The 26,285-nt window shown below is 66.5% G+C and carries 19 protein-coding genes and 2 pseudogenes; 13 read left to right on the top strand and 8 right to left on the bottom strand.

Annotation, left to right across the window (positions count from 1 at the left end; translation table 11 throughout):
* Together U4012_RS24165 and U4012_RS24160 are read left to right on the top strand one after the other, a co-directional pair.
* Window positions 1-1,837 (top strand): beta strand repeat-containing protein (locus U4012_RS24165; protein WP_415750400.1); only part of this gene is annotated, 1,837 nt, incomplete at its 5' end.
* A gap of 267 nt (window positions 1,838-2,104) precedes the next feature.
* Complete coding sequence (locus U4012_RS24160) at window positions 2,105-3,478, top strand: TolC family outer membrane protein (protein ID WP_321801994.1); 1,374 nt, start codon at window positions 2,105-2,107, stop codon at window positions 3,476-3,478.
* A gap of 134 nt (window positions 3,479-3,612) precedes the next feature.
* On the opposite strand, the pseudogene U4012_RS24155 reads toward U4012_RS24160, so the two are convergent.
* Both U4012_RS24155 and U4012_RS24150 read right to left on the bottom strand, forming a co-directional pair.
* Window positions 3,613-4,269, bottom strand: a pseudogene (locus U4012_RS24155) (tyrosine-type recombinase/integrase); the annotation flags it as partial.
* A gap of 87 nt (window positions 4,270-4,356) precedes the next feature.
* Window positions 4,357-5,229 carry a hypothetical protein gene (locus U4012_RS24150; RefSeq protein WP_321801988.1) on the bottom strand — a complete coding sequence of 291 codons (873 nt, stop codon included), beginning with the start codon at window positions 5,227-5,229 and terminating at the stop codon, window positions 4,357-4,359.
* 721 nt (window positions 5,230-5,950) lie between these two features.
* On the opposite strand from U4012_RS24150, the gene U4012_RS24145 reads away from it, so the two are divergent.
* The gene (locus U4012_RS24145) at window positions 5,951-8,275 is read left to right on the top strand and encodes a YjbH domain-containing protein (RefSeq protein WP_321801987.1); all 2,325 of its coding nucleotides are present in this window, start codon (window positions 5,951-5,953) and stop codon (window positions 8,273-8,275) included.
* Between the two features lie 54 nt (window positions 8,276-8,329).
* Window positions 8,330-9,046, top strand: a complete 717-nt coding sequence (locus tag U4012_RS24140; RefSeq protein ID WP_321801986.1) for a carboxypeptidase regulatory-like domain-containing protein — start codon at window positions 8,330-8,332, stop codon at window positions 9,044-9,046.
* Between the two features lie 272 nt (window positions 9,047-9,318).
* Here the strand turns inward: U4012_RS24140 and rpoD are convergent, their stop codons facing one another.
* The 3 genes from rpoD to U4012_RS24125 form a co-directional block, all read right to left on the bottom strand.
* Complete coding sequence (gene rpoD, locus U4012_RS24135; RefSeq protein WP_260426236.1) at window positions 9,319-11,346, bottom strand: RNA polymerase sigma factor RpoD; 2,028 nt, start codon at window positions 11,344-11,346, stop codon at window positions 9,319-9,321.
* Between the two features lie 555 nt (window positions 11,347-11,901).
* Window positions 11,902-12,375 carry an RES family NAD+ phosphorylase gene (locus tag U4012_RS24130; RefSeq protein ID WP_321801985.1) on the bottom strand — a complete coding sequence of 158 codons (474 nt, stop codon included), beginning with the start codon at window positions 12,373-12,375 and terminating at the stop codon, window positions 11,902-11,904.
* Complete coding sequence (locus U4012_RS24125) at window positions 12,372-12,800, bottom strand: antitoxin Xre/MbcA/ParS toxin-binding domain-containing protein (protein ID WP_124487254.1); 429 nt, start codon at window positions 12,798-12,800, stop codon at window positions 12,372-12,374. The genes U4012_RS24130 and U4012_RS24125 overlap by 4 nt, the downstream gene beginning before the upstream one ends.
* A gap of 179 nt (window positions 12,801-12,979) precedes the next feature.
* Here U4012_RS24125 and U4012_RS24120 point away from each other — a divergent pair, with 179 nt between their 5' ends.
* A complete protein-coding gene (locus U4012_RS24120) occupies window positions 12,980-13,294 on the top strand; it encodes a hypothetical protein (protein ID WP_044849157.1) in 315 nt (104 codons plus the stop codon).
* 18 nt (window positions 13,295-13,312) lie between these two features.
* Window positions 13,313-13,525 (top strand): annotated as a pseudogene (locus U4012_RS24115) (ISNCY family transposase); the annotation flags it as partial.
* Between the two features lie 227 nt (window positions 13,526-13,752).
* On the opposite strand, the gene U4012_RS24110 reads toward U4012_RS24115, so the two are convergent.
* Complete coding sequence (locus U4012_RS24110; protein ID WP_321801984.1) at window positions 13,753-14,058, bottom strand: DUF4148 domain-containing protein; 306 nt, start codon at window positions 14,056-14,058, stop codon at window positions 13,753-13,755.
* A 321-nt stretch (window positions 14,059-14,379) separates the two neighbouring features.
* Between U4012_RS24110 and U4012_RS24105 the strand changes: the two genes are divergently transcribed.
* The 3 genes from U4012_RS24105 to U4012_RS24095 are packed head-to-tail and all read left to right on the top strand — an operon-like array spanning window position 14,380 to window position 20,643.
* Window positions 14,380-17,628, top strand: a complete 3,249-nt coding sequence (locus tag U4012_RS24105; protein WP_321801983.1) for an efflux RND transporter permease subunit — start codon at window positions 14,380-14,382, stop codon at window positions 17,626-17,628.
* Between the two features lie 56 nt (window positions 17,629-17,684).
* Entirely contained in the window at window positions 17,685-19,082 is a 1,398-nt protein-coding gene (locus U4012_RS24100) for an efflux RND transporter periplasmic adaptor subunit (RefSeq protein WP_321801982.1), read from the top strand.
* Between the two features lie 31 nt (window positions 19,083-19,113).
* Entirely contained in the window at window positions 19,114-20,643 is a 1,530-nt protein-coding gene (locus U4012_RS24095; protein ID WP_321801981.1) for an efflux transporter outer membrane subunit, read from the top strand.
* Here U4012_RS24095 and U4012_RS24090 read toward each other — a convergent pair.
* Both U4012_RS24090 and U4012_RS24085 read right to left on the bottom strand, forming a co-directional pair.
* Complete coding sequence (locus U4012_RS24090; RefSeq protein WP_321801980.1) at window positions 20,621-22,081, bottom strand: heavy metal sensor histidine kinase; 1,461 nt, start codon at window positions 22,079-22,081, stop codon at window positions 20,621-20,623. The genes U4012_RS24095 and U4012_RS24090 overlap by 23 nt on opposite strands.
* Complete coding sequence (locus U4012_RS24085; protein WP_027786146.1) at window positions 22,078-22,755, bottom strand: heavy metal response regulator transcription factor; 678 nt, start codon at window positions 22,753-22,755, stop codon at window positions 22,078-22,080. The genes U4012_RS24090 and U4012_RS24085 overlap by 4 nt, the downstream gene beginning before the upstream one ends.
* Window positions 22,756-23,109: 354 nt before the next feature.
* Between U4012_RS24085 and U4012_RS24080 the strand changes: the two genes are divergently transcribed.
* The 4 genes from U4012_RS24080 to U4012_RS24065 are packed head-to-tail and all read left to right on the top strand — an operon-like array spanning window position 23,110 to window position 26,284.
* A complete protein-coding gene (locus U4012_RS24080; protein ID WP_044844255.1) occupies window positions 23,110-23,952 on the top strand; it encodes a transporter substrate-binding domain-containing protein in 843 nt (280 codons plus the stop codon).
* Complete coding sequence (locus tag U4012_RS24075) at window positions 23,949-24,683, top strand: amino acid ABC transporter permease (RefSeq protein ID WP_321801978.1); 735 nt, start codon at window positions 23,949-23,951, stop codon at window positions 24,681-24,683. Before U4012_RS24080 ends, U4012_RS24075 begins: the two co-directional genes overlap by 4 nt.
* Window positions 24,673-25,458 carry an amino acid ABC transporter permease gene (locus tag U4012_RS24070; protein ID WP_124487261.1) on the top strand — a complete coding sequence of 262 codons (786 nt, stop codon included), beginning with the start codon at window positions 24,673-24,675 and terminating at the stop codon, window positions 25,456-25,458. Before U4012_RS24075 ends, U4012_RS24070 begins: the two co-directional genes overlap by 11 nt.
* Window positions 25,445-26,284, top strand: a complete 840-nt coding sequence (locus U4012_RS24065; protein WP_321801977.1) for an amino acid ABC transporter ATP-binding protein — start codon at window positions 25,445-25,447, stop codon at window positions 26,282-26,284. Before U4012_RS24070 ends, U4012_RS24065 begins: the two co-directional genes overlap by 14 nt.
* Window position 26,285: the final 1 nt, after the last annotated feature.

Raw genomic sequence — 26,285 nt, 5'->3', positions numbered from 1 at the left:
CGGTGCCACCGTGCAGTACAGCATCGACAACGGCGCGCACTGGAACACCAGCTTCAGCGCCGTCGAAGGCACGAACAACGTGCAGGTCCGCCAGATCGACGTGGCAGGCAACATCTCGAACGCGACCAGCTTCAATTTCACGCTCGACACCACCGCCCCGTCCACGCTGTCGTGGCAATACAGCGGGAACACGCTCACAGCCAACACCGACACGTCGAACGTCTGGAAAGTGACGGTCCACGACAACACCACCAACGCCGACTACAGCGCAACGCAACAAAGCGCCGGTACCTGGGCCTTCACGCAACAGAGCCTCAACCTCAACAAGGACTCCCTCACCGTGACCGAGTGGGACACGGCAGGCAACACGCGATCCTCGACGCACACGGCGCCCGCCGGCGTCGCCGGATCCGAGATCAATCTGGCGCTGGCCGATCCGTCCGGCCATGCGTCCGACCTCGCGGTGACGATCGCCGGCATCCCGTCCGGCTGGACGCTGAACGCCGGCACCAACCTCGGCAACGGCGCATGGCTCGTCCCGACGAACGATCTCGGCGCACTCACCGTCACGCCGCCCGCGTCCTTCACGGGCGCCACGGTGCTCACCGTGACCGAAACCTGGACCGCCGCGGACGGCAGCCACCAGGCCGTCACGGTCGCCGACAACGTCGAAGCGTTCGCGGCCAACGCGCCGATCTTCGCGTGGTCCGGCGACGATCAGCTCACGGGATCCGCCAGCCACGACCTGTTCGTGTTCGCGCAGCCGATCGGCAACGACACGCTGCACAATCTCGACCTCGCCGCCGACAAGATCGACCTCGTCGGATTCACCGGCATCACGAGCTTCAGCGACGTCCAGGCCCACATGACGGACGACGCCAACGGCAACGCGGTGATTGCACTGGGCGACGGCGCGACCATCACGGTGGCGGGCGTTCACGCCACCGACCTCACCAGCGACAATTTCGTGTTCGACCAAGAGGCGGTCACGACCAACGCCGGCGTCATGACGGTCAACGACGGCGCGATGCTTCCCGTCGGCGGCACGATCGACAACACGGGCACGATCGCGCTCGGATCGACGGGCGACCTGACCCGGTTCGAGGTGCTGGTCAGGAGCGCGACGCTGGAAGGCGGCGGTCACGTGACGCTGTCGGACGACAGCCACAACGTCATCTTCGGCAGCACGCCGGACGCGACGCTCGTCAACGTCGACAACACGATCGCCGGGGCCGGCCAGCTCGGCGCCGGCCAGCTGACGCTCGTCAACGAAGGGACGATCGTCGCCAGCGGCGCCAACGCGCTCGTGATCGACACGGGCGCCCACGCCGTCGTCAATACGGGCACGCTCGAGGCAACCGGCAGCGGCGGCCTCGTGCTCGACAGCGCCGTAGCGAACACGGGCAACCTGTGGGCCAACAACGGCAACCTGACGATCCACGGCGACGTGACGGGCGCCGGCAGCGCGACGATCAGCGGCACCGCGACCCTGGAGTTCGGCGGCGCGTCCGCGGAAAACACGACGTTCGCCGACGGCGCCGCCGGTACGCTCAAGCTGGACCAGTCCGCCGGCTTCACCGGCACGGTCAGCGGCTTCGGCGCGGCCGATACGCTCGATCTCGCGGATGTCCTGTTCAACGACCACACGACGCTCAGCTTCACGGCCAACGACACCGGAACGGGCGGCACGCTGACCGTCAGCGACGGCGCCCACACGGCGCAGGTTGCGCTGCAGGGCAACCTGTCGGCCGGCGGCTTCCAGCTTTCGCACGATCAAGGCAGCGGCACCGTCGTCACTTACACCCCGCCGCCGCTGCCCCACGTCCAGGAGGTCTAGCCGGCCGGAACGCCCCGCGAGCGACGCGTGCACGCGCGATCGAATGCAGCACGCCGTCGCTCGCGGCGGCAGGTCCGACGCATCCTGCGCAGCGCACCGACGCGAATATCTTCACGGGAAATCCGTCGAATGGACTAAGCTGCCAGAAGGCGCAACGTGATTCCGGCGAGCTGCGCCGGCCGCATGATTCCGAGCATCGCGAAATATCCGATCGTGCCTGAGCCGTGCTGCTTGCTGGCAGCCGTCAGGCGACAGGAAAACGAGTCGATGAACCGAAACTACCCGCTGCTAGCCGTGCTCGCACTCGCGTCGGCGCTTGCCGCCGCCTCGTCGCTCGCCGCCGCGCAAAGTCTCCAGGAAGCAGTCGAGCAAGCGATCAGAACCAACCCCGAAGTCCGCGCCACCACGTATAACCGCGAAGCGGCCGATCAGGGCCTGAAGCAGGCGCGGGCCGGCTACTGGCCGCGCGTGGACGTCGACGCGTCGATCGGCAAGGAGCAGCGCGACGATGTGGAGACCCGCCTGCTCGGCCTGAACCGGACCACGTTCACGCATCGCAATGCCAACGTGACGTTGTCGCAGATGCTGTTCGACGGCTTCGCGGTCAGGAGCGAAGTGGCGCGTCAGCAGGCGCGCATCGACTCGTCCGCCAATCGCGTCGCCTCCACGTCCGAGGACGTGGCGCTGCGCGTGGTGGGCGCCTATCTCGAGGTGCTGCGCCGCCGGGAGACGACGGCCGCCGCCGAGGACAACCTCGAATCCCATCGCCGGATCCACGACCAGATCAAGCTGCGCAGCGACCGCGGCGTCGGGCGCCGCGCCGACCTTTACCAGGCGGAAAGCCGGCTGGCGCTGGCCCAGGACAACTTGCGCACCGAGCAAAGCAGCCTGAAGGATGCCGAAGTGGCTTACGCCCGTCTCGTAGGCTCGGCCCCGGATGCGCTCGTCAAGCCGGTGGCGCCGGAAGGCGCGCTGCCGCCGACCGAACGCCTCGCGCTGGACGCGGCGCTGGCGAACCACCCGTCGCTCGCCGGCGCCGAGGCGGACGTGGCCCAGGCACGCGCCCGGTACGACGGCGCCAAGGCCGCGCTGTGGCCGCGCCTCGACCTGGAGCTCAGCGCGAGCCACGACCGCGACGGCGTGCTCGGCCCGACCAACGACCGCCGCGTGATGCTGCGTCTTCGCTACAACCTGTTCCAAGGGGGCGCCGACAAGGCGCGCATCGGCGAAGCGCACGCGCAGATCCGCGAAGCGGAAGAGGAACGCAATCGCACGCGCCTCGAGATCCAGGAAAGCGTTTCGCATGCGTACAACGCGTACCTCACCGCGCGCGACCGGATGGTCGTGCTCAAGCAGTACGTCGATTCCAGTGCGTCGACGCGCGAAGCGTACATGCTGCAGTTCGGCATCGGACAGCGCTCGCTGCTCGATCTGCTCAATGCCGAGAACGAGTATTACAGCGCGCGCATCGATTACATCGGCGGCCAGTATGCGGAAGCCGCGAGCGCCTACCGGGTGTTCGCCGGCATGGGACAGTTGCTCGATACGCTGCACGTCGGGCGGCCGGCCGAGGCGTGGGGAGCCGGCAGCGCGCGGCCGGCGGTCGCCTTCAATCGCGGCGCCCAGAACACCGGGAAATGACACTCGCCCGGGCGGCGCGGCTGACCGGACCCGGCGCGCTCATGGGGGGATGAACACGGGAAGCGCAATTTTCTATCATAAGCCTTGAAGTTATGAAATCTATTGTGCTTATGCTTAAGGTGCCATAAGCAGGCCTACTGCTTGAAATCCCGTGAGCGAAACGCCTGATCGATTTGCCGGGCTCGCTGCACCTCGTCGCTGTGCAGGTAGGTCGATGTCGTCGAGATCGAGGCGTGCCGCAGGTTGTCGCGCACCATGATCAGCTCAGCACCACGCGCCAGCGCGTGCGACGCGTGGGTGTGCCGCATCCAGTGCGGGCTCGCGCGGCGCAGCTTTTCGGCGGTCGCCGGCCGATCGTCCTGGATTGCATCGGCCACCAGCATGAAGAACCGTCGCAGCACGCGCCAGAGCCGTCTGGGTTCGATGCCCGCGCCATCCTCGTCAAGGCTCGCAACGAGCGGCGTCGCCGGGTCCCAGCGTGCGAGCGTGATCGGCAGCCCGCGCTGCACGAGATATCGATCCAGCGCGGTTCGAGCGAGTGACGGTAGCGCCATCTTGCCGAGCTTGCCATCCTTGCCAAGCACGTGCAGCCACTGACCGCCGTGCTCGTCCCGGCGGATGTCGCCGAGCGTCGCGCCGACCAGCTCGCTCGCGCGCAGGCCGGTCGCATAGCCGAAGTCCAGCAGGAAGCGGAGGCGCTGCACGGCCGGCAGGCTCCAGCCGTACGACCATTCGAGGCCCTCGGCAAGTGCGCGGATCAACAACCACTCGCCCTCGGAGAATCCCCGTGACCACGATGACGATGCGCGAGCTGGACCGATTCAAGGTGATTCAGGATATATCCCATCGCCATAGACTATTTGAAATTTTTATTCAAATTAATGCAATTTCACCTCCGAATATAATTGACTCCATAAGCGAGAAAAGCGTGACTGCGCCAGATATGCCGGCATCTCCGAATAGACGAAGAACGGAGTCAGCCCATAGCGTAAGCCCTGTCGATCACATTGCCGCAGAAAAGTCGGCCCCGCCTGTGTCGCCGCCTCCAGCACGCTGCGTAGCGGCATGCCTGCGGTCTCATTGAGCACGACGTGAAGAATCGGATAGAGTGCGTCACGCTCACGGCACTCGGTTTGGCGACATGCTTCGCAATACGCCTCCCAGCCTTCGTCGGTGTGGTCGATCGGTGCTGGGACGGCCGCGCGGACGTGCGCGGAGACGACGTCATCGAGACATTTCCGATTACCCTCCAGCACCGCGAGATTCTTACGCCGAAACGCATCTTCGATCAGCGCGCGTTCGGCGTCGTCGATTGTCCGGAAGCCCGCGTAATCTTTATCGCCCCAGGCTTCCGCGTAGTCCCAGTCATACAGTGACCGGACATCGTTCAGTCTCTGCTCTTCGACGACATAGCGCACGAGCGTCGGACACATGTCCATGACGAACAGCCTCTGATTCAACGCGTCCCTGGTCCTTGCCGGCATTCTGTCGACGAGGTACTCCAGCGACTCCGCGTTTGCGCGCCGGTGGACGCGCACCGCCCGGCTCGCCACGTCCGGTGCCGCGGCCCGGTCATTTAACGGTCCTGCCACGGTCAACCGTTTGTCCAGTGACCAGGTCGTCACAGCGGCATAACCCGGATGAAAAGCCACGATTGAAGCGCGATCGCCATAGCCAAATCGCGCGAGCACGTCGAGGTACTGTTCGAGCCGCTCCAAGGTGCGCACGCACGCATCAAGCGATTGATTCAATACTGGTTTATCCGGTGTTCAAGCGAAAGGCGATCCCGTTCGCGCGCCCGGGCATGCTTATTTCCGTCGACTCAAGTTGTCGGATTTGATCAAGAATCCGGCGCAGATTGCGCTTCCGGTTTCCACTAGACTTACTCGCATATAGGTAACGATCGGTAATACAGCAGCGAGACATGCGAACCCATGGGAAGCGCACGTCTGAATGAAACGATTGCCCGCGGACGTGTACCGCACGGCGTCGGCCCGATCGCCGGACGCATGAGCATGGGGTGAAAGTCGGTCTAATTATAAGTTATGCGAATGAAATGATATTGACGACACCCGGTGCCGATTGCGGTCGCCGGGCTTGATTGCGCGAGCGAGTCGCTTCGGGGAACGGTCCACGCGGCAGGACGCGGTGGGCGCGCCAAATCGCTAACGGGCGCGCGATGTTGGGGGGGGCGTTGCCATGTGTCGATCACGGTGCCATGTGTCGATCACGGTCCCATGTGATCGGCGCGCGACAGCGATCGGAGTTATGCATACCGGTGCGTCGCAGGTGATGCGGGCACTTCGCCGTTCCGCGGGACGGGGTTGGGTAGAGGATCGAGAGGGATCTTCGATCGCATCGTCGCCGCATGAGCGTTCACGGCCACGAGCGATGCCAGTGCCGCGGCGGTGCATGTCGACGTTCGGCGATGTCGGATGCCACACACGATACGAACAACCAAGTACACGACCGATGACGATCAAGCTACGTGCGAACGCGACCACGAACAAGCCGGCGGCCATTGCCCTGGGGGCAGCGGTGGCATTTTCCCTGCCGGCTGGTGCGGCGGGCACGCCCGTGCTGACATCGCTGGGGCAGTCCGGCGGGCTATTGATTCCATACGGATTCACGCTGCCTGAAGGAACATTCGAGGGGCAATACAACAACTACATCGATCCACGGTTCGGGAAGCAGACGACGAGTTCGGACATCGTCTGGGGCGCGATCGGCCTGTTTCCGCACGTGGAGATATCCGGCGGTCTGGCGAACTATCCAGGCGACGTACGCACGACGGTGCCGGGCTACGACCACATCGTGCTTCGACATCTGATGGCGAACGCAAAGGTCTCGATTCCGAAGGTCTTCACGTACCAGCCGGACATCGCGATCGGCATCAATGACGTTGGCGGGCAAACGCATTACTTCCGGTCCACCTACGGTGTCGTATCGCAAGTGCTCGGGCCCGCGACGCTGACGGTCGGCTACGGGCACGGCGACCGGCTCGACGGGGTGTTCGGCGGCGCCGAGCTTCGGCTGTGGCACACGGGCCTGTCGCTGCTGGCGGAGCACGATTCGAAAACGCCCTATGCGGGCATCCGCTTCCAATCGCCGCCGATCAAGTGGCTGGCCGACGCGAGCCTCGTGGGCACCGTGATGCGCTCGCTCAGGCATACGGACGGGATCGCGCCGCGCACGTCGTTCTCGATCGGCGTGCAGATTCCGCTCGGCCGGCGGTTCGATGCCGCGCGCTGCGGCGACGGCTTGTGTAGCGACGCGCCGGTTGTCGCGGCAGGCACATCGGCGCCGGACGACGTGCGCGCAGCGGACGACGACACGCTGCGACCTGCGGCCGCGCTCGCGCCGCTCAGCGCATTCACGCGGATCGAGCCTGCCACGCCTGCGGCGGCGGATGCGTCACGCGACGATCGAGTCATGCCGTCGCTTCACACGCCGCCGGATCTCGTTCGGACCGCCGCGCCGGCAGTCGACGCGGCGCCGGACCCGGCGGCGCTCGACAGGATCGTGCGCGCGCTGACGGACGCCGGACTCGAGCGCGTGCGCGCCGGCATGGCGGGCGCGGATCTCGTCGTCGAATATGAAAACCACCGCTACAACCAGAACGAGGCGGACGCGCTGGGCATCGCGCTCGGCGCGGCGGCGGAGTACGCGCCGAAGGGCGTCGAGACCGTGCGCATCGTAATCAAGAAGGCGAACGAGCCGGTGGGCGAGTTGAGCGTCGATCGGGCGGACTACGCGCGCTTCGTCGCGGGTGGCGCGTCGACCGCCGCCGGCGCGTCGCTGTCGATGCGCACGCGGCCGACGCACGATGCCGATTCGATTGCGTGGGTAGGTAACGCCCGCGCGCACGGGCTCGTACGGATCCAGGTCGCGCCGGTCACGCACTACCTCTACGGCACTGAGTACGGCAACTTCGACTACTCCGTGGGCGCGAAAATCCAGGGCTTCGTGCCGCTGTGGCGCGGCGCGGAACTGTATTCGAGCGTGATCGTGCCGATTGCGAACAGCAAGAACATGGACAACGGCCGCGTCTACGACCAATACCGCTTGCGCGGCGGGCTGTCGACCGTTGCGCTCGTGCAGAGCTTCTGGATTGCGCCGCGCGTTTTCAACGTGACCGCGCTCGGCAAGTTCGACCTCCAGTACCTGGGCGTCGAGAACGAGACGACCGCGTTCGTACCGGGCCGTCCCGACATGGTGCGGCTGAAGCTCGCTTATCTGCATCACGAGCCGGGCAAGGATGCGCTGCCGGCGGAGAAGAACGCGCTGCTCACGTACCGGTGGGTCGAGCCCGCATGGAAGATGTGGATCGAGGCAGGCGTCGCGCGCTATGTCGGTGGCGACAAGGGCCCGCTGATCACGTTGACGCGCTGGTTCGACGACGTGTCGTTCAGCGTGCAGGGATGGCATAGCGGCCACGGCTCGTTCGTCGGCGCGTCGGTCAGTTTCCCGTTGACGCCGCGCCAGGGCATGAAGCCGGGGATCGTGCAGATCAACGGGCCCGAGCAGTTCTCGCTCAATTTCCGCACGCGTGTCGGATCGTCGAACTATCTCGCGCAAGACGGCGCCGAGAATCTCGACTTTGCCTACAACGCGCAACAGTTCCTGCTCAACCAGGGGCGCTTCAGCGCCGAGTACTTCGCGACGCAGCTTTACCGGATGCGCGATGCCTACAAGCGCTACGCGCATTCCGCCGGCGTGGCGCCGCCCGCGACGGAGGCGGCGCTGCCGGCTGACGGCGTGCAGCCGTCGGCCGCGCGCGAGGCAAGCATTCAATGATCGAGGGACCGGAGAGTCCTCGGGAAAATCGGGTTGATCTAACGGAGAAAATCAATGAAGACCATGAAGAAAGCGGCACTGAGGGCATTGCAAGTCGGCACGTTTGCGCTCGCGGGTACGCTCGCGGCCTGTGGCGGAGGTGACGACAGTCCGAGCACGACGCCTTCGAATGCGTCGTCGGCCACGATCAACGGCACGGCCGCGACCGGCGCAGCGATGGCGAACGCGGCGATCACGATCGTGTGCGCGACCGGCAACGGTTCGGGCACGGCCGACGCGAACGGCGCTTTCTCGGTCACGTTTGTGCTCGCGGGGCCGTGCGCGATCACCGGCACGAACGGGACGACCACGCTGCACTCGTTCGCGAGCGGCGGCGGCACGTTCAACGTGACGCCGTTGACCGAACTGCTGCTGACCTATCTGGCGGGGCAACTGGGCACGGACCTGAACGGGCTGCTGTCGGGCCTCGCGTCCAATCCGACGTATCAAAGCGCGTTGACGAACCCCGCTGTCGTTGCGGCTGCGGCGAATGGGGTTGCCCAGACCATCAAGAACGAAACCGGCGTCACGCTGTCGACGTCCGCGTTCCTGACGACGCCGTTCAAGCCAGGCCAGACCGGCCAGGATTCGGACCTCGAAGCGCTGAAATCGAAGGGTGCGCTCGGAGGAAACGGCCAGCCGTCTGCGACGTTGCTCGGCAAGGTGGGTGACGCCGGCAAGGCAGCTGGCAAGCCCACCGGCGGCACCGGCGGCAGCGGCAACCCGGCGTAACGGCGAGCGAAGCCGCGTGCGGCGCCGTGCGCGCGGATTCACACCCGGCGCGTTGCCCGCCACGCGGTTCGATGTCGAACGCGCGCGCCGGGGCAACCGTGCCTTGGCGGCTGATATGACGCCCCGTGTCAATCGGGTTCGTTTTTTCAGTTTTCGGAGGCACGTTGCCTGAATTTCCCGAGGGCGACGTAGCAGCAAATCTCGCCGGGCATGCCGCCTGCCGACTTGTTCCGGCCAGCGAAGTGAGTTCGAGGGTGAAAGACGAAATGGCCTCAGCGCTCAAGAAAGGGCCTGAGCTTGTCTGCACGGCTGGGATGCATCAGCTTGCGCATCGCCTTGCTCTCAATCTGACGGATCCGCTCGCGGGTCACGTCGAACTGCTTGCCGACCTCTTCAAGCGTGTGATCGGAGTTTGTGTCGAGCCCGAATCGCATCCGCAGAACCTTGGCTTCGCGCGGCGACAACCCGGCGAGTGCCTCGTCGATCGCCGCGCGCATGTTCGCGTGAATCGCCGCCTCGGCCGGTGAACTCGCCGAGACATCCTCGATCATGTCGCCGAGTGTTGCATCGGCGTCGTCACCCACCGGGGTTTCGAGCGAGACAGGTTGCTTGGCGATCTTGAGGATACCGAGCACTTTCTCCTCGGACATCTCCATGCGCTTTGCCAGCACTGCGGGATGCGCTTCCTGCCCTGTCTGTTGCAAGATTTCGCGCGATATCCGATTCAGCTTGTTGATCGTCTCGATCATGTGGACCGGCACGCGAATGGTCCGCGCCTGATCGGCGAGCGCACGCGTGACAGCCTGGCGGACCCACCAAGTCGCGTAGGTCGAGAACTTCCAGCCGCGCCGGTATTCGAACTTGTCCACGGCCTTCATCAGGCCGATATTGCCCTCCTGGATCAAATCCAGGAACTGCATGCCGCGGTTCACGTATTTCTTGGCGATTGAAATGACAAGACGAAGGTTCGCCTCGATCATCTCGCGCTTGGCCTGCCGCATTTTCAGTTCCGCGGCACTCATCTGGCGGTTGATCTGCTTGAGCTGCTGGAGCGGCAACGAGACCCGGGACTCGATGTCGACGAGTTTCTGCTGCGCCGCCTGAATCGCCGGCTGATGCCGCTCGAGCGCCGCGCCAAACTGCTGCGAGGTCGCCGCCGCTCGGGTCGTCCATTCAAGATCGGTCTCGTGGCCCGGGAACGAGTCGACAAACGCGTCGCGCGGCATGCCGCAACGGTCGACAGCAATCGCCAGGATACTGCGCTCGATCGCGCGAACCTCAGTCACTTGCCCATGGACAATTGCGCACAGGCGGTCGATGGTCTTGGCGGTAAAGCGGATCGGCGCGAGCTCACACTGGATCGCCATGCGCACTTGCGCAGCGGCTGCGGAACGGGCACCGCCAGTGACAGGCACATCCGGCAACTGCTCGAACAGTGCACGCACGCGTGCGAAAATCGCAAGACTGTCGTTCGTGAGTTCTTCGAGGCGCGCCGCGTTCGCCTTCTCCGAATCCCCGGCATCCGTTTCGACGTCGTCTTCGTCCGAATCATCGTCGGCGGCGAGTGCTTCCGCATCCTCTTCTTGGGACTCCGGCGTCATTTCGCTTTCATCGGCGTCGACACTGATGCCATCGACCAGTTCGTCGATGCGGAGTTCGCCTGCCACGATGCGGTCGACATCGGCAAGAATCGTGGACACGATTGACGGACACGCGGCAATCGCTTGAATCATGTCCTGTAGACCATCTTCGATCCGTTTCGCGACCTCGATTTCACCGGCGCGGGTCAGCAGTTCGCTGGCCCCCATCTCACGCATGTACATCCGAACCGGATCCGTGGTGCGGCCGAATTCGGAATCGACGGTCGATAGCGCAGCTTCCGCCTCCTCGTCCGCCTGATCGTCGGATGCCACGGCCGGCGCAGCGTCGGTGAGCAGGAGCGCTTCGGCGTCCGGCGCTTGTTCGTACACGGCCACGCCCATGTCGCTGAACGTGCTGACGATGGTATCCATCGCCGCCGTTTGAGCAAAGTTGTCGGGCAGGTGGTCGTTGATGTCCGCGTGGGTGAGATAGCCGCGCTCGCGACCGAGCGCGATCAACGCGCGCATCTGGTGCTGGCGCTCCTCATTCTGGCGTGCCAGTGACGCGATGTCCGTCGGCGTCAGGGCCTGGGGCTTTCCCTTTGACACACGGCGGCCGGCTTTTGCCGTGGCTGTGATTTCAGGGGATGTGGAATCGTTCCGATCAGAAATTGCCAATACATGCTCCTCGACAGATGAGCCGACGATCGTCGCGAGCATGACGCCAGAATGGGTTGCCTGCCGGGATGCGAACGGAATCGTGATACGCAAAGATGGTCGAGGCCGGGACGCCTCGCTCGAAATCCGTATGCGCAGCTTGTGGGGGGCGTGAATGATACCGGAAAGTATTGTGCGGCACAACACGGGGCCCTTGGATTTCCATGCACTTTACCGGTGTAGCCCGCTCTAGCTGCGATTGAGGGGGTAGGAGTCGCCCCCCAACCGCCCCTGCACAGGAACGAGTTCGGCCACCTTGCCCCTGCAAGGATAAGCGGCCATACGTCGACGGCGAGGTTGAAATTGACGTTTAGAGAAAACTCATCTGCCGAGGATCCCGCTCCGGCATCTTGACCGACAGCACATCTTTCGCGGCTCTACGCATTCGTGCAATAAGCGGTACGCCGACACCGTCAATCGTGAGCCCGAAGCCATACGCTTCGATGTCGACTCGCTTAAGCTTCGGAATGGGTTCCCACATCGGCTTCCAACCGTGCGTCGCGGTACGAGCGAGCAACCGACGCTTCGAAGGCTGGTTAGCAGACCACCATCAAGCATTTATGACCGGCCAACTGGCGGTATGGCAAAAAGTCGCTCGTCCCACACGACCGGTTGTGGATCCGTCACGATGATCCGCGCGGTGTCAGGATGCGCCAGATTCACGAGCACGTTGAACTCTGCACGGACGACGACGGAAGGGACGATCAGGAGTGCTGTACGCGATTCTGCCATCCATTCGTCGCCGAACTGCCGTGCTGCCTGCAGTGCCGCCGCACCCCATCCTCTCGGCAACGTTTCTGCCGTATGGCGTTCGACGCTGACGTCGTCGGGAACGGTTGCTTCGACCCATCCGTGGGTTTTCGGCACCTTGCCGATGCGTGCATGCACGAGCACCTCGAGCATCGCACCCGCGAAGGTCGACGCCGCGTAGATGACAGGCCGGCCCGGACTATTAAAGCGGCCACCGATCAGCATCGCGCCGGTGCCGCTCCAGATCGTGTGTCGCGTGTCACCGATGCGAAACAACTTCATGCCGGTAGCCCGTAGAACAGTTTCCAGAGCAACTCTTCAACCCGGCGCGCACCGAGCTCGGTCAGCGCGACATCGAGCGGCGCCCGTCCCTCAAGTTCAGGATGTGGCGTCGACAAAAATTCCCGCGCGTCCTCTTCGTCGTTCCAGACGTAGGTGGTCGTTGCAACGATCCGGGCCAGACGCTCCGTCTTCTCCGATTCGTCTTGCGTTAGTCGATCGCGGCGGCGCTTGTAGGTCGCTTCGGGGATGATGCGGGCGAGCAGCGCGCGCCGAGCATCGGCGCCTTGCGTCGCGTGTTCGACGCCCGCGCGCAGCGCGGACTTCGGCAGACCGCCGCGCACAAGCGCTTCCAGCTCCGCCAGCGTATGCGGGAGCGGCCGCAGCCCCATGACCGCAGCCACGGCTTCAGGGGTAACGAGTGACATGGCGACTCCCGTTCAGTATCATTTGATACTTCATTTTAGCGCAAATGATACCGCCCGCAAGGCGTTCTTGAAAGTTGAGACCCGGAGACGCCTTGCAAGCCGACTGTCGCACAACGTGGCCGATTTTGGTGGATCCTTGCGCAGCGTTAGAATAGCGCCCCTTCTCATGGGAGACGACAATGTCCTGGTTCGTTTATGAAGTGCCCGAATACCACGAAGACGCTGCGCGCATCGAACCCTTCAGCGAGCTGCGTAACCGTGTGCTGAAAGTCGGTGGCCCGGCCATGGCTGACGACCTGGAAAGCGTTCGCGAGAACGCCGCAGCAACAGCGGACACGCCAGAGCGGCCCCTGCGGACGCCGGAGAATCCGCAGGTCTTTCCGATTCCCTACGCCGACTCCATGATCCTGGTCGGGTTCATCTTCGATCTGAAGCGAGAATTCCGGCAACTGGTCGTGTCACCCGTTGAAATGCCCTGGTTGAACGACGCGTAAACGGTGGTGCGACCGGAAGCGCCCTCCTTCACCGCTGCTTACCACACAGGCTTCGCGAAGCCACCGAAAAGCGATTTCAATGCGCATCGGCCGCTGCGGGATGACGAGCATCTGGACACGGTGTTGACCTGGCGTGAAACACTTCGGGTATCGAAATCGCCGGCAGTGCTCCACGAGCGAGTGCTTTACTTGCTGGATGACACACCGGTAAACCGGAAGCTGATTCACCGCACCGGCTGCCGTCGCTCTTCCTCGCGCGCGTCGGATGCATGATGAAACTCCCGGGAAAGACTCGATGAGGGTGCACCGAAGATGCGCCGCCGGCACGACCGTGCGTGCGATGTACTGCCCGACGCGTTCACTCACGATCGCGGCGCGCACGGCGCCGACCGGCAGATGACGCATTCGAAATCCGCGGCCGCTTCCTTCGGGCCGCGGATAGCAGTTGAAAATCGGGCTCAGTGATGCTCGTACGTCTGCTCCGTATCGAGCGACGCGAGCGATTGCGCGGTCGTCTCTGCGGCGACGCCCGGCCGTGCAGCCACCGATTGCGATGGCTGCGCGGCGATCTTCGCTTCCGCGGCCTGGATGTCGGCTGGATAGTAAGGATCGCTACCGACCGGCTTATAGCCGGCCTTCTCGACCCGCACGAGATCGGCGCGCACGTCGGCGCGCGTGACCGCATGGTCGGTGGTTTGCGCAAATGCGAAGATCGGTGCGCTCAGCGCACAGGACAGCAGGACTGCACGAATCAGGTTGTTCATGATGTTCACCTCTCAAGATGGCATGTTCGCGTCCGCAGATCAGGCCGGACATCCGCTCCGCATCGATGTGATGAAGAGTTGTGTCCATTCTGCGATTCGCGCGCTTTCCGGAAGGTGAGGCTTCGATTACGGTCTTGTCATCTGATCGCGGCCGCATGTCGGTCACGGGCCGGCCCGTCCGGTCGGACACTCGCACCTGCGCGCCAGCACAGATAACGGTTTCGTAATCCTCGGGTCAGGGTCGGGTCAACGCCGCGCCGGCAGACTGCACGCTCGCCGCATCGCACGCGGCATCCATGCCCTGCTTCGAGGAGCACCATCATGTGGATCGTCCGGCTGGCGTTACGCAGGCCCTACACGTTCGTCGTACTCGCACTGCTGATCTTCATCGCGGGACCGCTTGCGCTGCTGCGCACGCCGACCGACATCTTCCCGAGCATCGACATTCCGGTCGTCAGCATCGTCTGGTCATACAACGGCTTCTCCGCGGAGGACATGGCCAAGCGGATCACGTCGAACTACGAGCGTGCGCTCACGTCCGACGTCGACGACATCGAGCACATCGAGTCGCAGTCGCTGAACGGCGTGTCGGTCGTGAAGATCTTCTTCCACCCGGGCGCCGATATCAATCGCGCGATCGCGGAAGCCGCGAGCAATGCCGCGTCGATCCTGCGCATCCTGCCGCCCGGCACGTTGCCGCCGAACATCATCACGTACAACGCGTCGACGGTGCCGATCCTGCAGCTCGGGCTGTCGAGCGACACGCTCGCCGAGCAGCAGCTGTACGACCTCGGCAACAGTTTCATCCGCACGCAGCTCGCGACCGTCCAGGGCGCGGCGGTGCCGCTGCCGTTCGGCGGCAAGATCCGCCAGATCGTCGTCGACCTCGATACGCGCGCGCTGCAGGCGAAGGGGCTCGCGCCGATCGACGTCGTGAACGCGATCAACGCGCAGAACCTGATCCTGCCCGGCGGCACCGCGAAGATCGGCACGCACGAATACAACGTGCAGATGAACGGCAGCACGCAGACGGTCGCCGCGCTGAACGATCTGCCGGTGAAGACGATCGGCGGCAATGTCGTGTACGTGCGCGACGTCGCGCACGTTCGCGACGGCTACGCACCGCAGACCAACATCGTGCGGGTGGACGGCAAGCGCGCGGCGCTGCTGACGGTCGAGAAGACCGGCAGCGCGTCGACGCTGACGATCATCGACCAGGTGAAGGCGATGCTGCCGAAGATCGCGGCCGGGCTGCCGAAGGCGCTGCACATTTCGCCGCTCGATGATCAGTCGGTGTTCGTGAAGGCGGCGGTCCAGGGCGTCGTGCGCGAGGCGCTGATCGCCGCGTGCCTGACCGCGCTGATGATCCTGCTGTTCCTCGGCAGCTGGCGCGCGACGCTGATCATCGCGATCACGATCCCGCTCGCGGTGCTCACGTCGCTGCTCGCGTTGTCCGCGCTCGGCCAGACCATCAACATCATGACGCTCGGCGGGCTCGCGCTCGCGGTCGGGATCCTCGTCGACGACGCGACCGTCGCGATCGAGAACATCACGCATCATCTCGAGCTCGGCGCGCCGCTCGAGGACGCGATCCTGACCGGCTCCGGAGAAATCGCGGTGCCGACCTTCGTGTCGACGCTGTCGATCTGCATCGTGTTCGTGCCGATGTTCCTGCTCACGGGCGTCGCGCGCTATCTGTTCGTGCCGCTGGCCGAGGCCGTGATCTTCGCGATGATCGCGTCGTACTTCTTCTCGCGCACGCTGGTGCCGACCCTCGCGATGGCGCTGATGCGCGCAACAGGAAACGGCCGGCCGCCGCGCGGCGTATTCGCGCCGCTCGTGCATTTGGCGCGTTTCCAGGCTGCGTTCGAGCATCGCTTCGAAGCCGTGCGGCTGCGCTATCGCGCGCTGCTCGCGGCGGCGATCGCGCGGCGTCGCCGCTTCGCGGCCGCGTTCCTGCTCGCATGCGTCGCGTCGACGGGCCTCTACGCGTTCGCCGGGCAGGACTTCTTCCCGTCGGTCGACACCGGCGAGATCCGCCTGCATCTGCGAGCGCCGACCGGCACGCGGATCGAGGAAACCGCGCGGCTGACCGACGAGGTCGAAGCGAAGATCCGCAGCGTGATTCCGGCGGGCGAACTCGCCGGCGTGCTCGACAACATCGGCGTGCCGGTGAGCGGGATCAACCTCACGTACGATTCATCGGATCCGATCGGCACCGAGGACGCCGACGTGCTGGTGACGCTGAAGCCGAACCACGCGTCGACCGCCGCATACGTCGCCAGGCTGCGCAACGTGCTCGCGCAGTCGTTCCCCGGCGTGACGTTCGCGTTCCTGCCGGCCGACATCGTCAGCCAGATCCTCAATTTCGGGCTGCCCGCGCCGATCGACATCCAGATCGTCGGCAACAAGCTCGACCAGAACCGCGCGGTCGCGAATACGCTGCTCGCGAAGCTGCGCGGCGTGCGCGGGCTCGTCGACGCACGTATCCAGCAACCCGGCGACGAACCGGCGATCGACGTGAACGTCGACCGCACGAAGGCGATCCAGGCCGGCCTCGAACAGCGCGACGTCGCGCAAAATCTGCTGATCGCGCTGTCCGGCAGTTCGCAGACGACGCCGAACTTCTGGCTCGATCCGCGCAACGGCGTCAGCTATCCGGTGCTCGTGCAGACGCCGCAATACACGGTGAATTCGCTGCAGTCGCTCGCGAACGTGCCGCTGCCCGCCGGCACCGCGCGCCCGCCGCAGACGCCGGCTGGCGGCCCGGCCGCGGGCGCGCCCTCGCAGAACCTGCTCGGCGCGCTCGGCACGTTCTCGCGCTCGACGCAGCAGGCCGTGGTGTCGCACTACAACGTGCAGCCGGTGCTCGACATCTTCGCGTCGGTGCAGGGGCGCGATCTCGGCGGCGTCACGGCCGACGTGACGAAGCTCGTCGACGCCGCGCGCGCGCAGCTGCCGCCCGGCTCGTCGATCGTGCTGCGCGGCCAGGTGCAGGCGATGCACGAGTCGTTTGCGGGCCTGCTCGGCGGCCTCGCACTCGCGATCTCGCTGGTCTACCTGCTGATGGTCGTCAATTTCCAGTCGTGGCTCGATCCGCTCGTGATCGTCGGCGGCCTGCCGGCATCGCTCGCCGGCATCGCGTGGATGCTGTTCGTCACGCGCACCACGCTGTCGGTGCCCGCGCTGACCGGCACGATCCTGTGCATCGGCATCGCGACCGCGAACAGCATTCTCGTCGTGAACGCGGCGCGCGAGCTGCTCGCGGGCGGCGCGTCGCCGTGGCAGGCGGCGCTCGACGCCGGCTTCAGCCGCTTCCGGCCCGTCGTGATGACCGCGCTCGCGATGCTGATCGGCATGTTGCCGATGGCGCTCGGCCTCGGCGACGGCGGCGAGCAGAACGCGCCGCTCGGCCGCGCCGTGATCGGCGGCCTCGCGTTCGGCACGTTCTCGACGCTGCTGTTCGTCCCGGTGCTGTTCGGCTTCGTCCACGCATGGCTCGCGCGGCGCCGCGACGCCTCGGCCGCGCGGCGCACGCAGCACGCGCCCGACGCGCCGGCGCTGCGTTGAGCTCGGACGGCCGCCCCTTCTCATCATCCTTCGATTCGCCCGACCCCGGACCCATCATGAACGACTCGATCGAACCCGTCGCCCCGCCGCCCGCCGCCGAATCGGCCACCGCGGCCACCGCCGTGCCGTCCGCCGCGCCCGACACCCCGCCGGCCCGCCGCGGCCGCAAGCTGGCCGTGCCTGTCGCGGCCATCGCGCTGGCCGCCGCGCTGCTCGCGCTCGGCATCGTGCCGCGTATCGATGCACGCGCCGCACAGCGTGCACAGGTGGCCGAGCAACAGGCGCTGCCGGTGTCGGTCATCGTGCCCGGCGCGGCGCCGGCCGACCAGACGCTGACGTTGCCCGGTTCGGTGGCGCCGTATGCAGACGCGTCGATCTACGCGCGCACGAGCGGCTACATCGCGCACTGGAGCGTCGATCTCGGCACGCACGTGAAGGCCGGCCAGACGCTCGCGCAGATCTCGGCGCCCGATCTCGACGCGCAGTTGCGCCAGGCGCGCGCCGACGAAGCGAGCGCGCAGGCGAACTACGACTACGCGAAATCGACCGCGCAGCGGTGGCAGGACATGCTGAAAACGCAATCGGTGTCGCAGCAGGACACCGACACGAAGGTCGCCGACATGAACGCGAAACGCGCGATGCTCGCGTCCGCGCAGGCGAACGTCGCGCACCTTGCCGAACTCGTGTCGTACGAGTCCGTCACCGCGCCGTTCGACGGCGTGATCACCGCGCGCAGCGTCGACGTCGGCACGCTGGTCACCGCGGGCGGCACGCCGGGCAGCCCGGGCCTGTCCGGGGAACTGTTCCATCTCGAACAGACGGACACGCTGCGCGTGTTTGTCGACGTGCCGCAGGACAGCGCGACCGGCGTATCGACCGGCACGCCGGTCTACCTGACGACGCCTCAGTATCCGGGGCGGCGCTTTGCCGCGCGTGTCGCGCGCAGCGCGGGCGCGATCGATCCCGTCACGCGCACGCTGCGCGTCGAGATCGACGTCGACAACCGCGACGGCGCGCTGATGCCCGGTGCGTACGCGCAGGCGCATCTCGTCGTGGCGAGCGCGGCGCCGGCGCTCGACCTGCCGGTCAGTGCGCTGCTGTTCCGCCCGAACGGCGTGACGGTCGCCACCGTCGGTACGAACGGGCGAACCGTGCTGAAGACCGTGCAGATCGGGCGCGATTTCGGCACGCGCGTGGAGATCGTCGCGGGGCTCGCGGCGACCGATCGCGTGATCGACAACCCGGGCGATGCGATCACGGCCGGCGAAGCCGTGAAGATCGTGTCGACCGTGCGCGCCGCGGCTCCGGTGGCCGCTTCGTCCGCTTCATCCGCTTCATCCGCGCAGGCCGCGCAAACAGGGGCGGCGGCCATTGCCAGCGACGTGCCGCCGCTGCGCGCCGCCGGCACCGCGCCGGCCGCGTCGACGCCCGCTCCTGCGCCCGCCCGCGGTTGACCCATCGACGACGACTCACGAGATACCTGCCATGCGCCTTCCTCACCCGCTCCCGTTCGCCCGCCACGCCGTCGCGCTCGGCGCCGCCGCGGCATTGGCCACGTTGACCGCGTGCTCGACGTTGCCACCCTATTCACCGCCCGCCGTCGCGGTACCCGCGCACTACGCGGGCGCACCGACCGCGCAGGCCGGCTGGCACGTCGCGATGCCGGCCGATGCGACCGCGCGCGGTGCATGGTGGACCCTGTTCGGCGACGCCGACCTGAACGCGCTCGAAGCGCGCGTCGACGTGTCGAACCAGACGGTGAAAAAAGCCGTCGCCGATCTGCAACAGGCACGCGCGATGGTCGACTACCAGCACGCCGGGTTTCTGCCGACGATCACGGCGGGTGCCGCGCAGAGCCGCGCGCGCGTGTCGCAGAACCGGCTCGGCTCGTCGCTCGCCGGCAAGACGACGCCCGACTACCAGGCCGGCGTCGCCGCGAGCTGGGAACCCGACGTGTTCGGCCGCGTGCGCGACGCGGTGACGGGCGCGCAGGCGAACGCCGCGGCGAGCACGGCCGACCTGCAGGCCGTGAAGCTGTCGGTCACGGCGGAACTCGCGACCGATTATTTCGCGCTACGCTCGCTCGACACGCAAAAGCAGTTGCTCGATGACACGGTGCGTGCATACGCGGACGCGCTGACGCTGCTCAAGCAGCAGCTCGCGGCCGGTGCGATCGATGCGTCGGCGGTCGCGCAAGCCGAGACGCAACTCGAATCGACGCGCACGCAGGACACCGACATCGACGCGTCGCGTGCGCAGTTGCAGCACGCGATCGCGACGCTCGTCGGCGAAAGCGCGTCGACGTTCGCGCTGCCGCCGCGCGTGCAGGCGTTCCACGTGCCGGCCATTCCGGCCGGCATGCCGTCGGAACTGCTCGAACGGCGGCCCGACATCGCGGCCGCCGAGCGCCGTGTGGCGGCCGCGAACGCGCAGATCGGCGAGGCGCGTGCCGCGTTCTTTCCCGATCTCGTGCTGTCGGCAAGCGCCGGCCTCGAGAGTTCGTTCTTCGCGCCGTGGCTCGCCGCGCCGAGCCTGTTCTGGTCGCTCGGCCCGCAACTCGCCGGCACGCTGTTCGACGGCGGTCGCCGCAGCGCATCGCTGCGCGGCGCGCATGCGCAGTACGACGGCGCGGTCGCAGATTACCGGCAGACCGTACTCGTCGCGTTCCAGCAGGTCGAGGATCAGTTGTCGACGATCGATGCGCTCGCGTCCGAAGCCGGCAGCCAGCAGCGCGCGACCGACGCGGCCGACCTGTCGCTGCGGCTGACGACGAATCGCTTCAACGCCGGCGCCGTCAGCTATCTGGACGTGGTGACCGCGCAGACGATCGCGCTGACGAACCGGCGCACGGCCGATCAGATCGACGCGCGCCGGATGGAGGCCGCGGTCGGGTTGTTGAAGGCGCTGGGCGGCGGCTGGCAAGCGAGCGCGGATGAGGAATCGAACACCGGCACGCACGAACGCCCGGTCGCCGCGTTACCCGATCCCGTCGTCACGCAGCCGACGGCCGGTTGAACGTGAGCACGAAGCGCGTGCCGCGCGCGTCGCTTTCGACCTGCGCGGTGCCGCCGTGCAGTTCCATCACCGAGCGCACGATCGCGAGGCCGAGCCCGGCCGTGCCGCCCGGCACCCCGCCGCTGCGGGCGGGATCGCCGCGCACGAACCGGTCGAAGATCCGCGGCAGCAGCGCCGGATCGATCGGCTCGCCCGGATTCGCGACGACGACGCGCACCGCGTCGGCGGCGTCATCGACACTCAGCGTAATGACGCCGCCGGCGGGCGTGTAACGCAGCGCGTTCGCGAGCAGGTTGCCGACGGCGCGACGAAACAGCTCGACGTCGGCGGTCAGTTGCCCCCGCCCTTCGACGCGCAACGTCGAGCCCGCTTCGTCCGCGAGCCCCTCGAAATACTCCGCGATGCGCTCGAGTTCGTCGTGCACGTCGAACGCGCGCTGCCGCGTGACGAAGCTCGGATGCTCGGCGCGCGCGAGAAACAGCACGTTCTCGATCATCCGTGCGAGACGATCGTATTCCTCGAGATTCGATTCGAGCAGCGCCTGGTACTCGTCGGCCGCACGCGGCCGCGCGAGCGCGACTTCAGTGGCGCCACGCATGTTGTTCAGCGGCGTGCGCAGGTCGTGCGCGAGATCGGCGCTGAATTGCGACAGATGCGCGAATGCCTGCTGCAGGCGGCCGAGCATCGCGTTCTGCGCGTCGACGAGCGCGCGCAGCTCGCTCGGTGCACGCGACGCGTCGAGCCGCGTGTCGAGCTTGTCGACGGTGATCCGGCCGGTGTTGTCGACGATCTCGCGCAGCGGCGCGAGCGCCGTGCGGATCAGCCAGTAGCCGAGCAGCAGCGCGAACAGCGCGCCGAGCCCGCCGGCGATCTCGAGCCGGTCGCGGTAGCCGTCGAGCAGGTCGGCGCGGTCGTGCATGTTGCGCGCGATCGCGATGCGGATCGGCGTGCGGTCGCCGAGCGCGGCCTCGATCACGACGCCACGCATCGGCGTGCCGTTGTCGGCCGTCCACGTGACGAGCCGGTCGGCCGTGATCCGCTCGTCCGCCGGAACCGGCGCCGCATGCGGCGCGAACAGCTGCGCGTCGGCCAGCGGAACCGACGCGGCGGCAGGCGCATCGTCGAGCGCGGCGAGCCGCACGTTGTGGCGCGCGAGCACGTCGCCGCGCGCATCGACGGCGGCCATCGACAGCGCCTCGTTGCCGAGCACCTGGCTCGTCAACCGCTCGGCATGCGTGCGGACTGCATCGAGCGACTCGAGCTCGCCCGCGAGCCGGCGCGTGTGGCGCGCGGCCAGCACGATGTCGAGGTCGTCCTGCGTGTTCACCTGCCGTTCGAGGCCCGCATACACGTATGCGCCGACCAGCGCGAACGCGGCGAGCGTGGTCGCGGCGAACGCGAGCGCGAGCGTCGCGGCAAGCGAGCGCGGCCGCGTCATGCGTCGTCCTTCGGTTCGAGCACATAGCCGACGCCGCGCACGGTATGGATCAGCTTGACCGGAAACGCGTCGTCGATCTTCGCGCGCAGGCGCCGGATCGCGACCTCGACGACGTTGGTGTCGCTGTCGAAATTCATGTCCCATACATACGATGCGATCTGCGTGCGGCTCAGCACCTCGCCCTGCCGGCGCGCGAGCAGCTGCAGCAGCGAGAATTCGCGCGGCGTGAGGTCGATGCGCGTGGCGCCGCGCTTCACGCGGCGGCGCACCACGTCGATTTCCAGATCGCCGACCGCCAGGTGTTCGGTCTCGCGCGGCGGCCCGCGACGCGCGAGCGTCCGGATGCGGGCAAGCAGCTCGACGAACGCGAACGGCTTCACGAGGTAGTCGTCGGCGCCGAGTTCGAGGCCGTGCACGCGATCCTGCACGTCGTCGCGCGCGGTCAGGAACAGCACCGGCGTCGTATGCGTGTCGCGCAGCCGCTTGAGCACGCCCCAGCCATCGAGCACGGGCAGCATCACGTCGAGCACGATCACGTCGTAACGCTCTTCCTGCGCGAGCGTCAGCCCTTCGCCGCCGTCCTTCGCAAGATCGACGCTGAAGCCCGATTCCTCGAGCCCCTTCTTCAGGTAGGCCCCCGTCTTCGGTTCGTCTTCGACTATCAGGATACGCATGGCCGGCTCCGTCGCTTTCGTGATGACATCCGGCGATGTTACCGGCAAACGGTGACAAGGGATCGCTGCGTGCGGGCGCAAACGCCTTTGATTACAAAACGGTAATCGGGCGGTCAGCGTAGCGTGCGGTTGCGAAGCCGTGCACGGCGGAGTGGGTAACCTGCATAAACCCTCCGCCACATCGCCATTCCAGCCGCTAGAGCGCCGCCTTCCTCTGCGTAAATCTAAGGACCAGATAACGGTATGAGAATTTCTTGGTTCTTGGATGCGTTCCACATCCCGAAAATACGAGCTCCCGACAACCGGGCGCGCGATGCGCCGCCCCGCGTCGCTCAAACAACGTTCCTCTTTCCCATGTTCAGCAGATCGTTTCGCACTACGTCGGGCCACGCGCTGTGCGTCGCCGCCCTCCTTTCCGTTTTTTCCGGCGTCGCCCGCGCGGACAGCACGCTCGATCGCATCCATCAACGTCACACGATCACGATCGGCGTGATCCTGTCGGGCCCGCCGTTCGGCTCGCTCGATCCCGCGACGCAAAAGCCGGTCGGCTTCAACGTCGATCTGGCGAACGACGTCGCGAAACGACTCGGCGTCGACGTCGAGCTGACACCGGTTCAGCCGTCGAACCGCGTGCAGTTCCTGCAGCAGGGCAAGGTCGACGCGCTGATCGCCAACATGGAGCTGACGACGGAGCGCGCGGAGATCCTGTCGTATGCGCCGACGCCGTTCGAATCCATCGGCGGCGCGCTGATCGCGCGCAAGGACAGCGGCATCAAGTCCTGGGCCGACTTGCGCGGCAAGCCGGTCTGCGTGTCGCAAGGCAGCAACTACACGAAGCCGCTCGCGACGGAATACGGCGCGCAGGTGAAGGCCTTCCGCGGCCAGCCGGAATCGCTGCTCGCACTTCGCGGCAACAACTGCGTGGCCGCCGTGCACGTCGCGCCGACGTTGCGCATGCTCGTCGCGCGCAACCCCGACTGGAAGGACTATACGACGCCGCTGTCGACCGACCTGATTCCGTCGCCGGCGGTGATCTGGGTCCGCAAGGGCGAGACCGACACGCAGGGCGCGCTCGACCGGATCGTTCAGGATTGGCACCGCAGCGGCTGGCTGCTCGACGTCGAGCGCAAGAACGGCATGACGCCGTCGCAAGCCGTGCTCGACCTGCACGCGAAGCTCAAGGCGCAGCGCACATGACGGTGGCCGCCGCCGTCGAAGCGCTCCGCAAGTTCGGCCTCGATTACAGCTTCGTGCTCGCCCCGGACGAACGCGCGTCGTTCGTGCACGGGATGGGCGTGACGCTCGAACTGTCGATCGCGACCGCGGTCGGCAGCCTCGCCTGCGGCGTCGTGCTCGCCGCGCTGCTGGTGTCGCCGAGCGCGGCGCTCGCGCGCCCCGCGCGCGCATTCGTCGAGGTCACCCGCAACACGCCGACGCTCGTGCAATTGTTCTGCGCGTTCCTCGTCGTCAACATGCTGATCAGCGCCGCACTGCGCAATCTGGGCGGCAATCCGCTGACGCCGTTCATCTGGAGCGTCATCGTGATCTCGCTGCACAAGGGCGCGTTCCATGCGGAAGCGCTGCGCGCCGGCCTCGAAGCGGTACCGCGCGCAACGCTCGAGGCTGCGCAGTCGCTCGGCTACAGCCGCCGCCAGCGGCTCTGGCACGTGCAGCTGCCGCTCGCGATACGCTTCGCGCTGCCCGCGCTCGTCAACAACCTGGTCGATCTCGTGAAGATGACGACGGTCGCCTCGGCGATCGCCGTCGGCGACGTCACCTATGCGTCGATCATGATCTGGACGCAACGCGACAATGTGCTCGAGTTGATGATCCTGATCCTGCTCTTCTTCGGCGCGCTCACGTTCACGGTCAACCTCGCGGGACGTTGGCTGGAACACCGCCTGAGGATACCCGGCTATGGCCATTGACATGCACGCGCAGCCCGCGCGCCTCGTGCGATGGCGCGCCGTCGCGGCAACCCTGGCCGCGCTGGCCGTCGTCGCGCTGGCCGTCGCGGGCCGCCGTCACCCGACCCTCGTCGCGCTCGCCACATGGCTGCCGGCGCTCGGCAAGGCGATGCTGGTCAACATCGGCATCAGCGCGATCGCGATCGCGATCGGCACGCTCGCCGGCCTCGTACTCGGCCCGCTGACGCTGTCGCGGCTCGGCATCGCGCGCGTGCTGGCGCGCGCGTACGTGCAGTTGTTCCGCAACGCGCCGCTGCTCGTGCTGATCTATTTTTCGACCTACGTGTTCCCGTTCGAAATCAGGTTCGGCCATGCGTCGCTGCCGTTTCCGGACTGGTTCAAGGTAACGCTCGGCCTCGCGCTGCCCGCGAGCGCGAACTTCGCGGAAATCTTCCGCGGCGCGATCCAGTCGATTCCGCATGCGCAGTGGGACGCCGCACGCTCGCTCGCGTTCAGCCGCGCGCAAGTGTTCCGCTGGATCATCCTGCCGCAATGCGTACGCCGCATGCTGCCGCCGTGGATGAACCTGTATGCGAGCATCGCGATGGCCACCGCGCTCGCGTCGCTGGTCGGCGTGCACGACCTGCTCGACACCGCGCAGGTCGCGAGCAACACCGTCGCGCGAGCCGACTTCACCGTCGTCGTCTATTTCACGGTACTCGGCCTGTTTTTCGCGTACTGCTACCCGATCGCCCGTTTCACCCGCCTTCTCGAAAGACGTCATGCATTCCACTGAAACTCCGCGCGGCGCGGACGAGCCGCTCGTCCGCCTGCGCGACGTGCACCTGTCCTACGGCACGACGCCCGTGCTGCGCGGCATCGATCTCGACGTGCACCGCGGCCAGGCCGTGTCCATCATCGGCCCGTCCGGCTCCGGCAAATCGACGATCCTGCGTTGCATCACCGGGCTGTTGCGGCCGCAGCGCGGCCTGATCGAGGTCGACGGCACGCGCGTCGACCTGCTCGCATCGGAGCGCGACGAAATCGCGCTGCGCAAGCGGGTCGGCTTCGTGTTCCAGCAATACAACCTGTTTCCGCACCTGAGCGTGCTCGACAACCTCGTCGTCGCCCCGGTCCGGATTCTCGGCCGCGATCGCAACGATGCGGTGCGCACCGCACACGCGCTGCTCGAACGCGTGCGTCTCGCGGACAAGGCGCACGCCTACCCCGGCGAGCTGTCGGGCGGCCAGCAGCAGCGCGTCGCGATCGCCCGCGCGCTCGCGATGCAGCCCGACCTGATCCTGTTCGACGAAGTGACGTCCGCGCTCGATCCGGAAACCGTCGGCGACGTGCTGTCGGTGATTCGCGATCTCGTGCGCGACGGCATGACCTGCGTGCTCGTCACGCACGAGATGCGCTTCGCCGAGGAAATCAGCGACGTCGTCTATTTCACCGAGGCGGGCGTGATCGTCGAGCACGGGTCGGCCGCGCAGCTGTTCCGCGCGCCGCAAAGCACGCGCACGCGGGCCTTCCTCGCGCATGCGCTCGGCCCGGCCGGCAGCCCACAGGCAAGCCGCGACAGCGCGCCGATCGCACTCGACCTGACGCGCTTCGCGGTCTGAC

This window comes from Burkholderia sp. BCC1988 (assembly GCF_905339895.1).
Taxonomy (GTDB): Bacteria; Pseudomonadota; Gammaproteobacteria; order Burkholderiales; family Burkholderiaceae; genus Burkholderia.
This window is presented reverse-complemented; position numbering and strand designations above follow the sequence as displayed.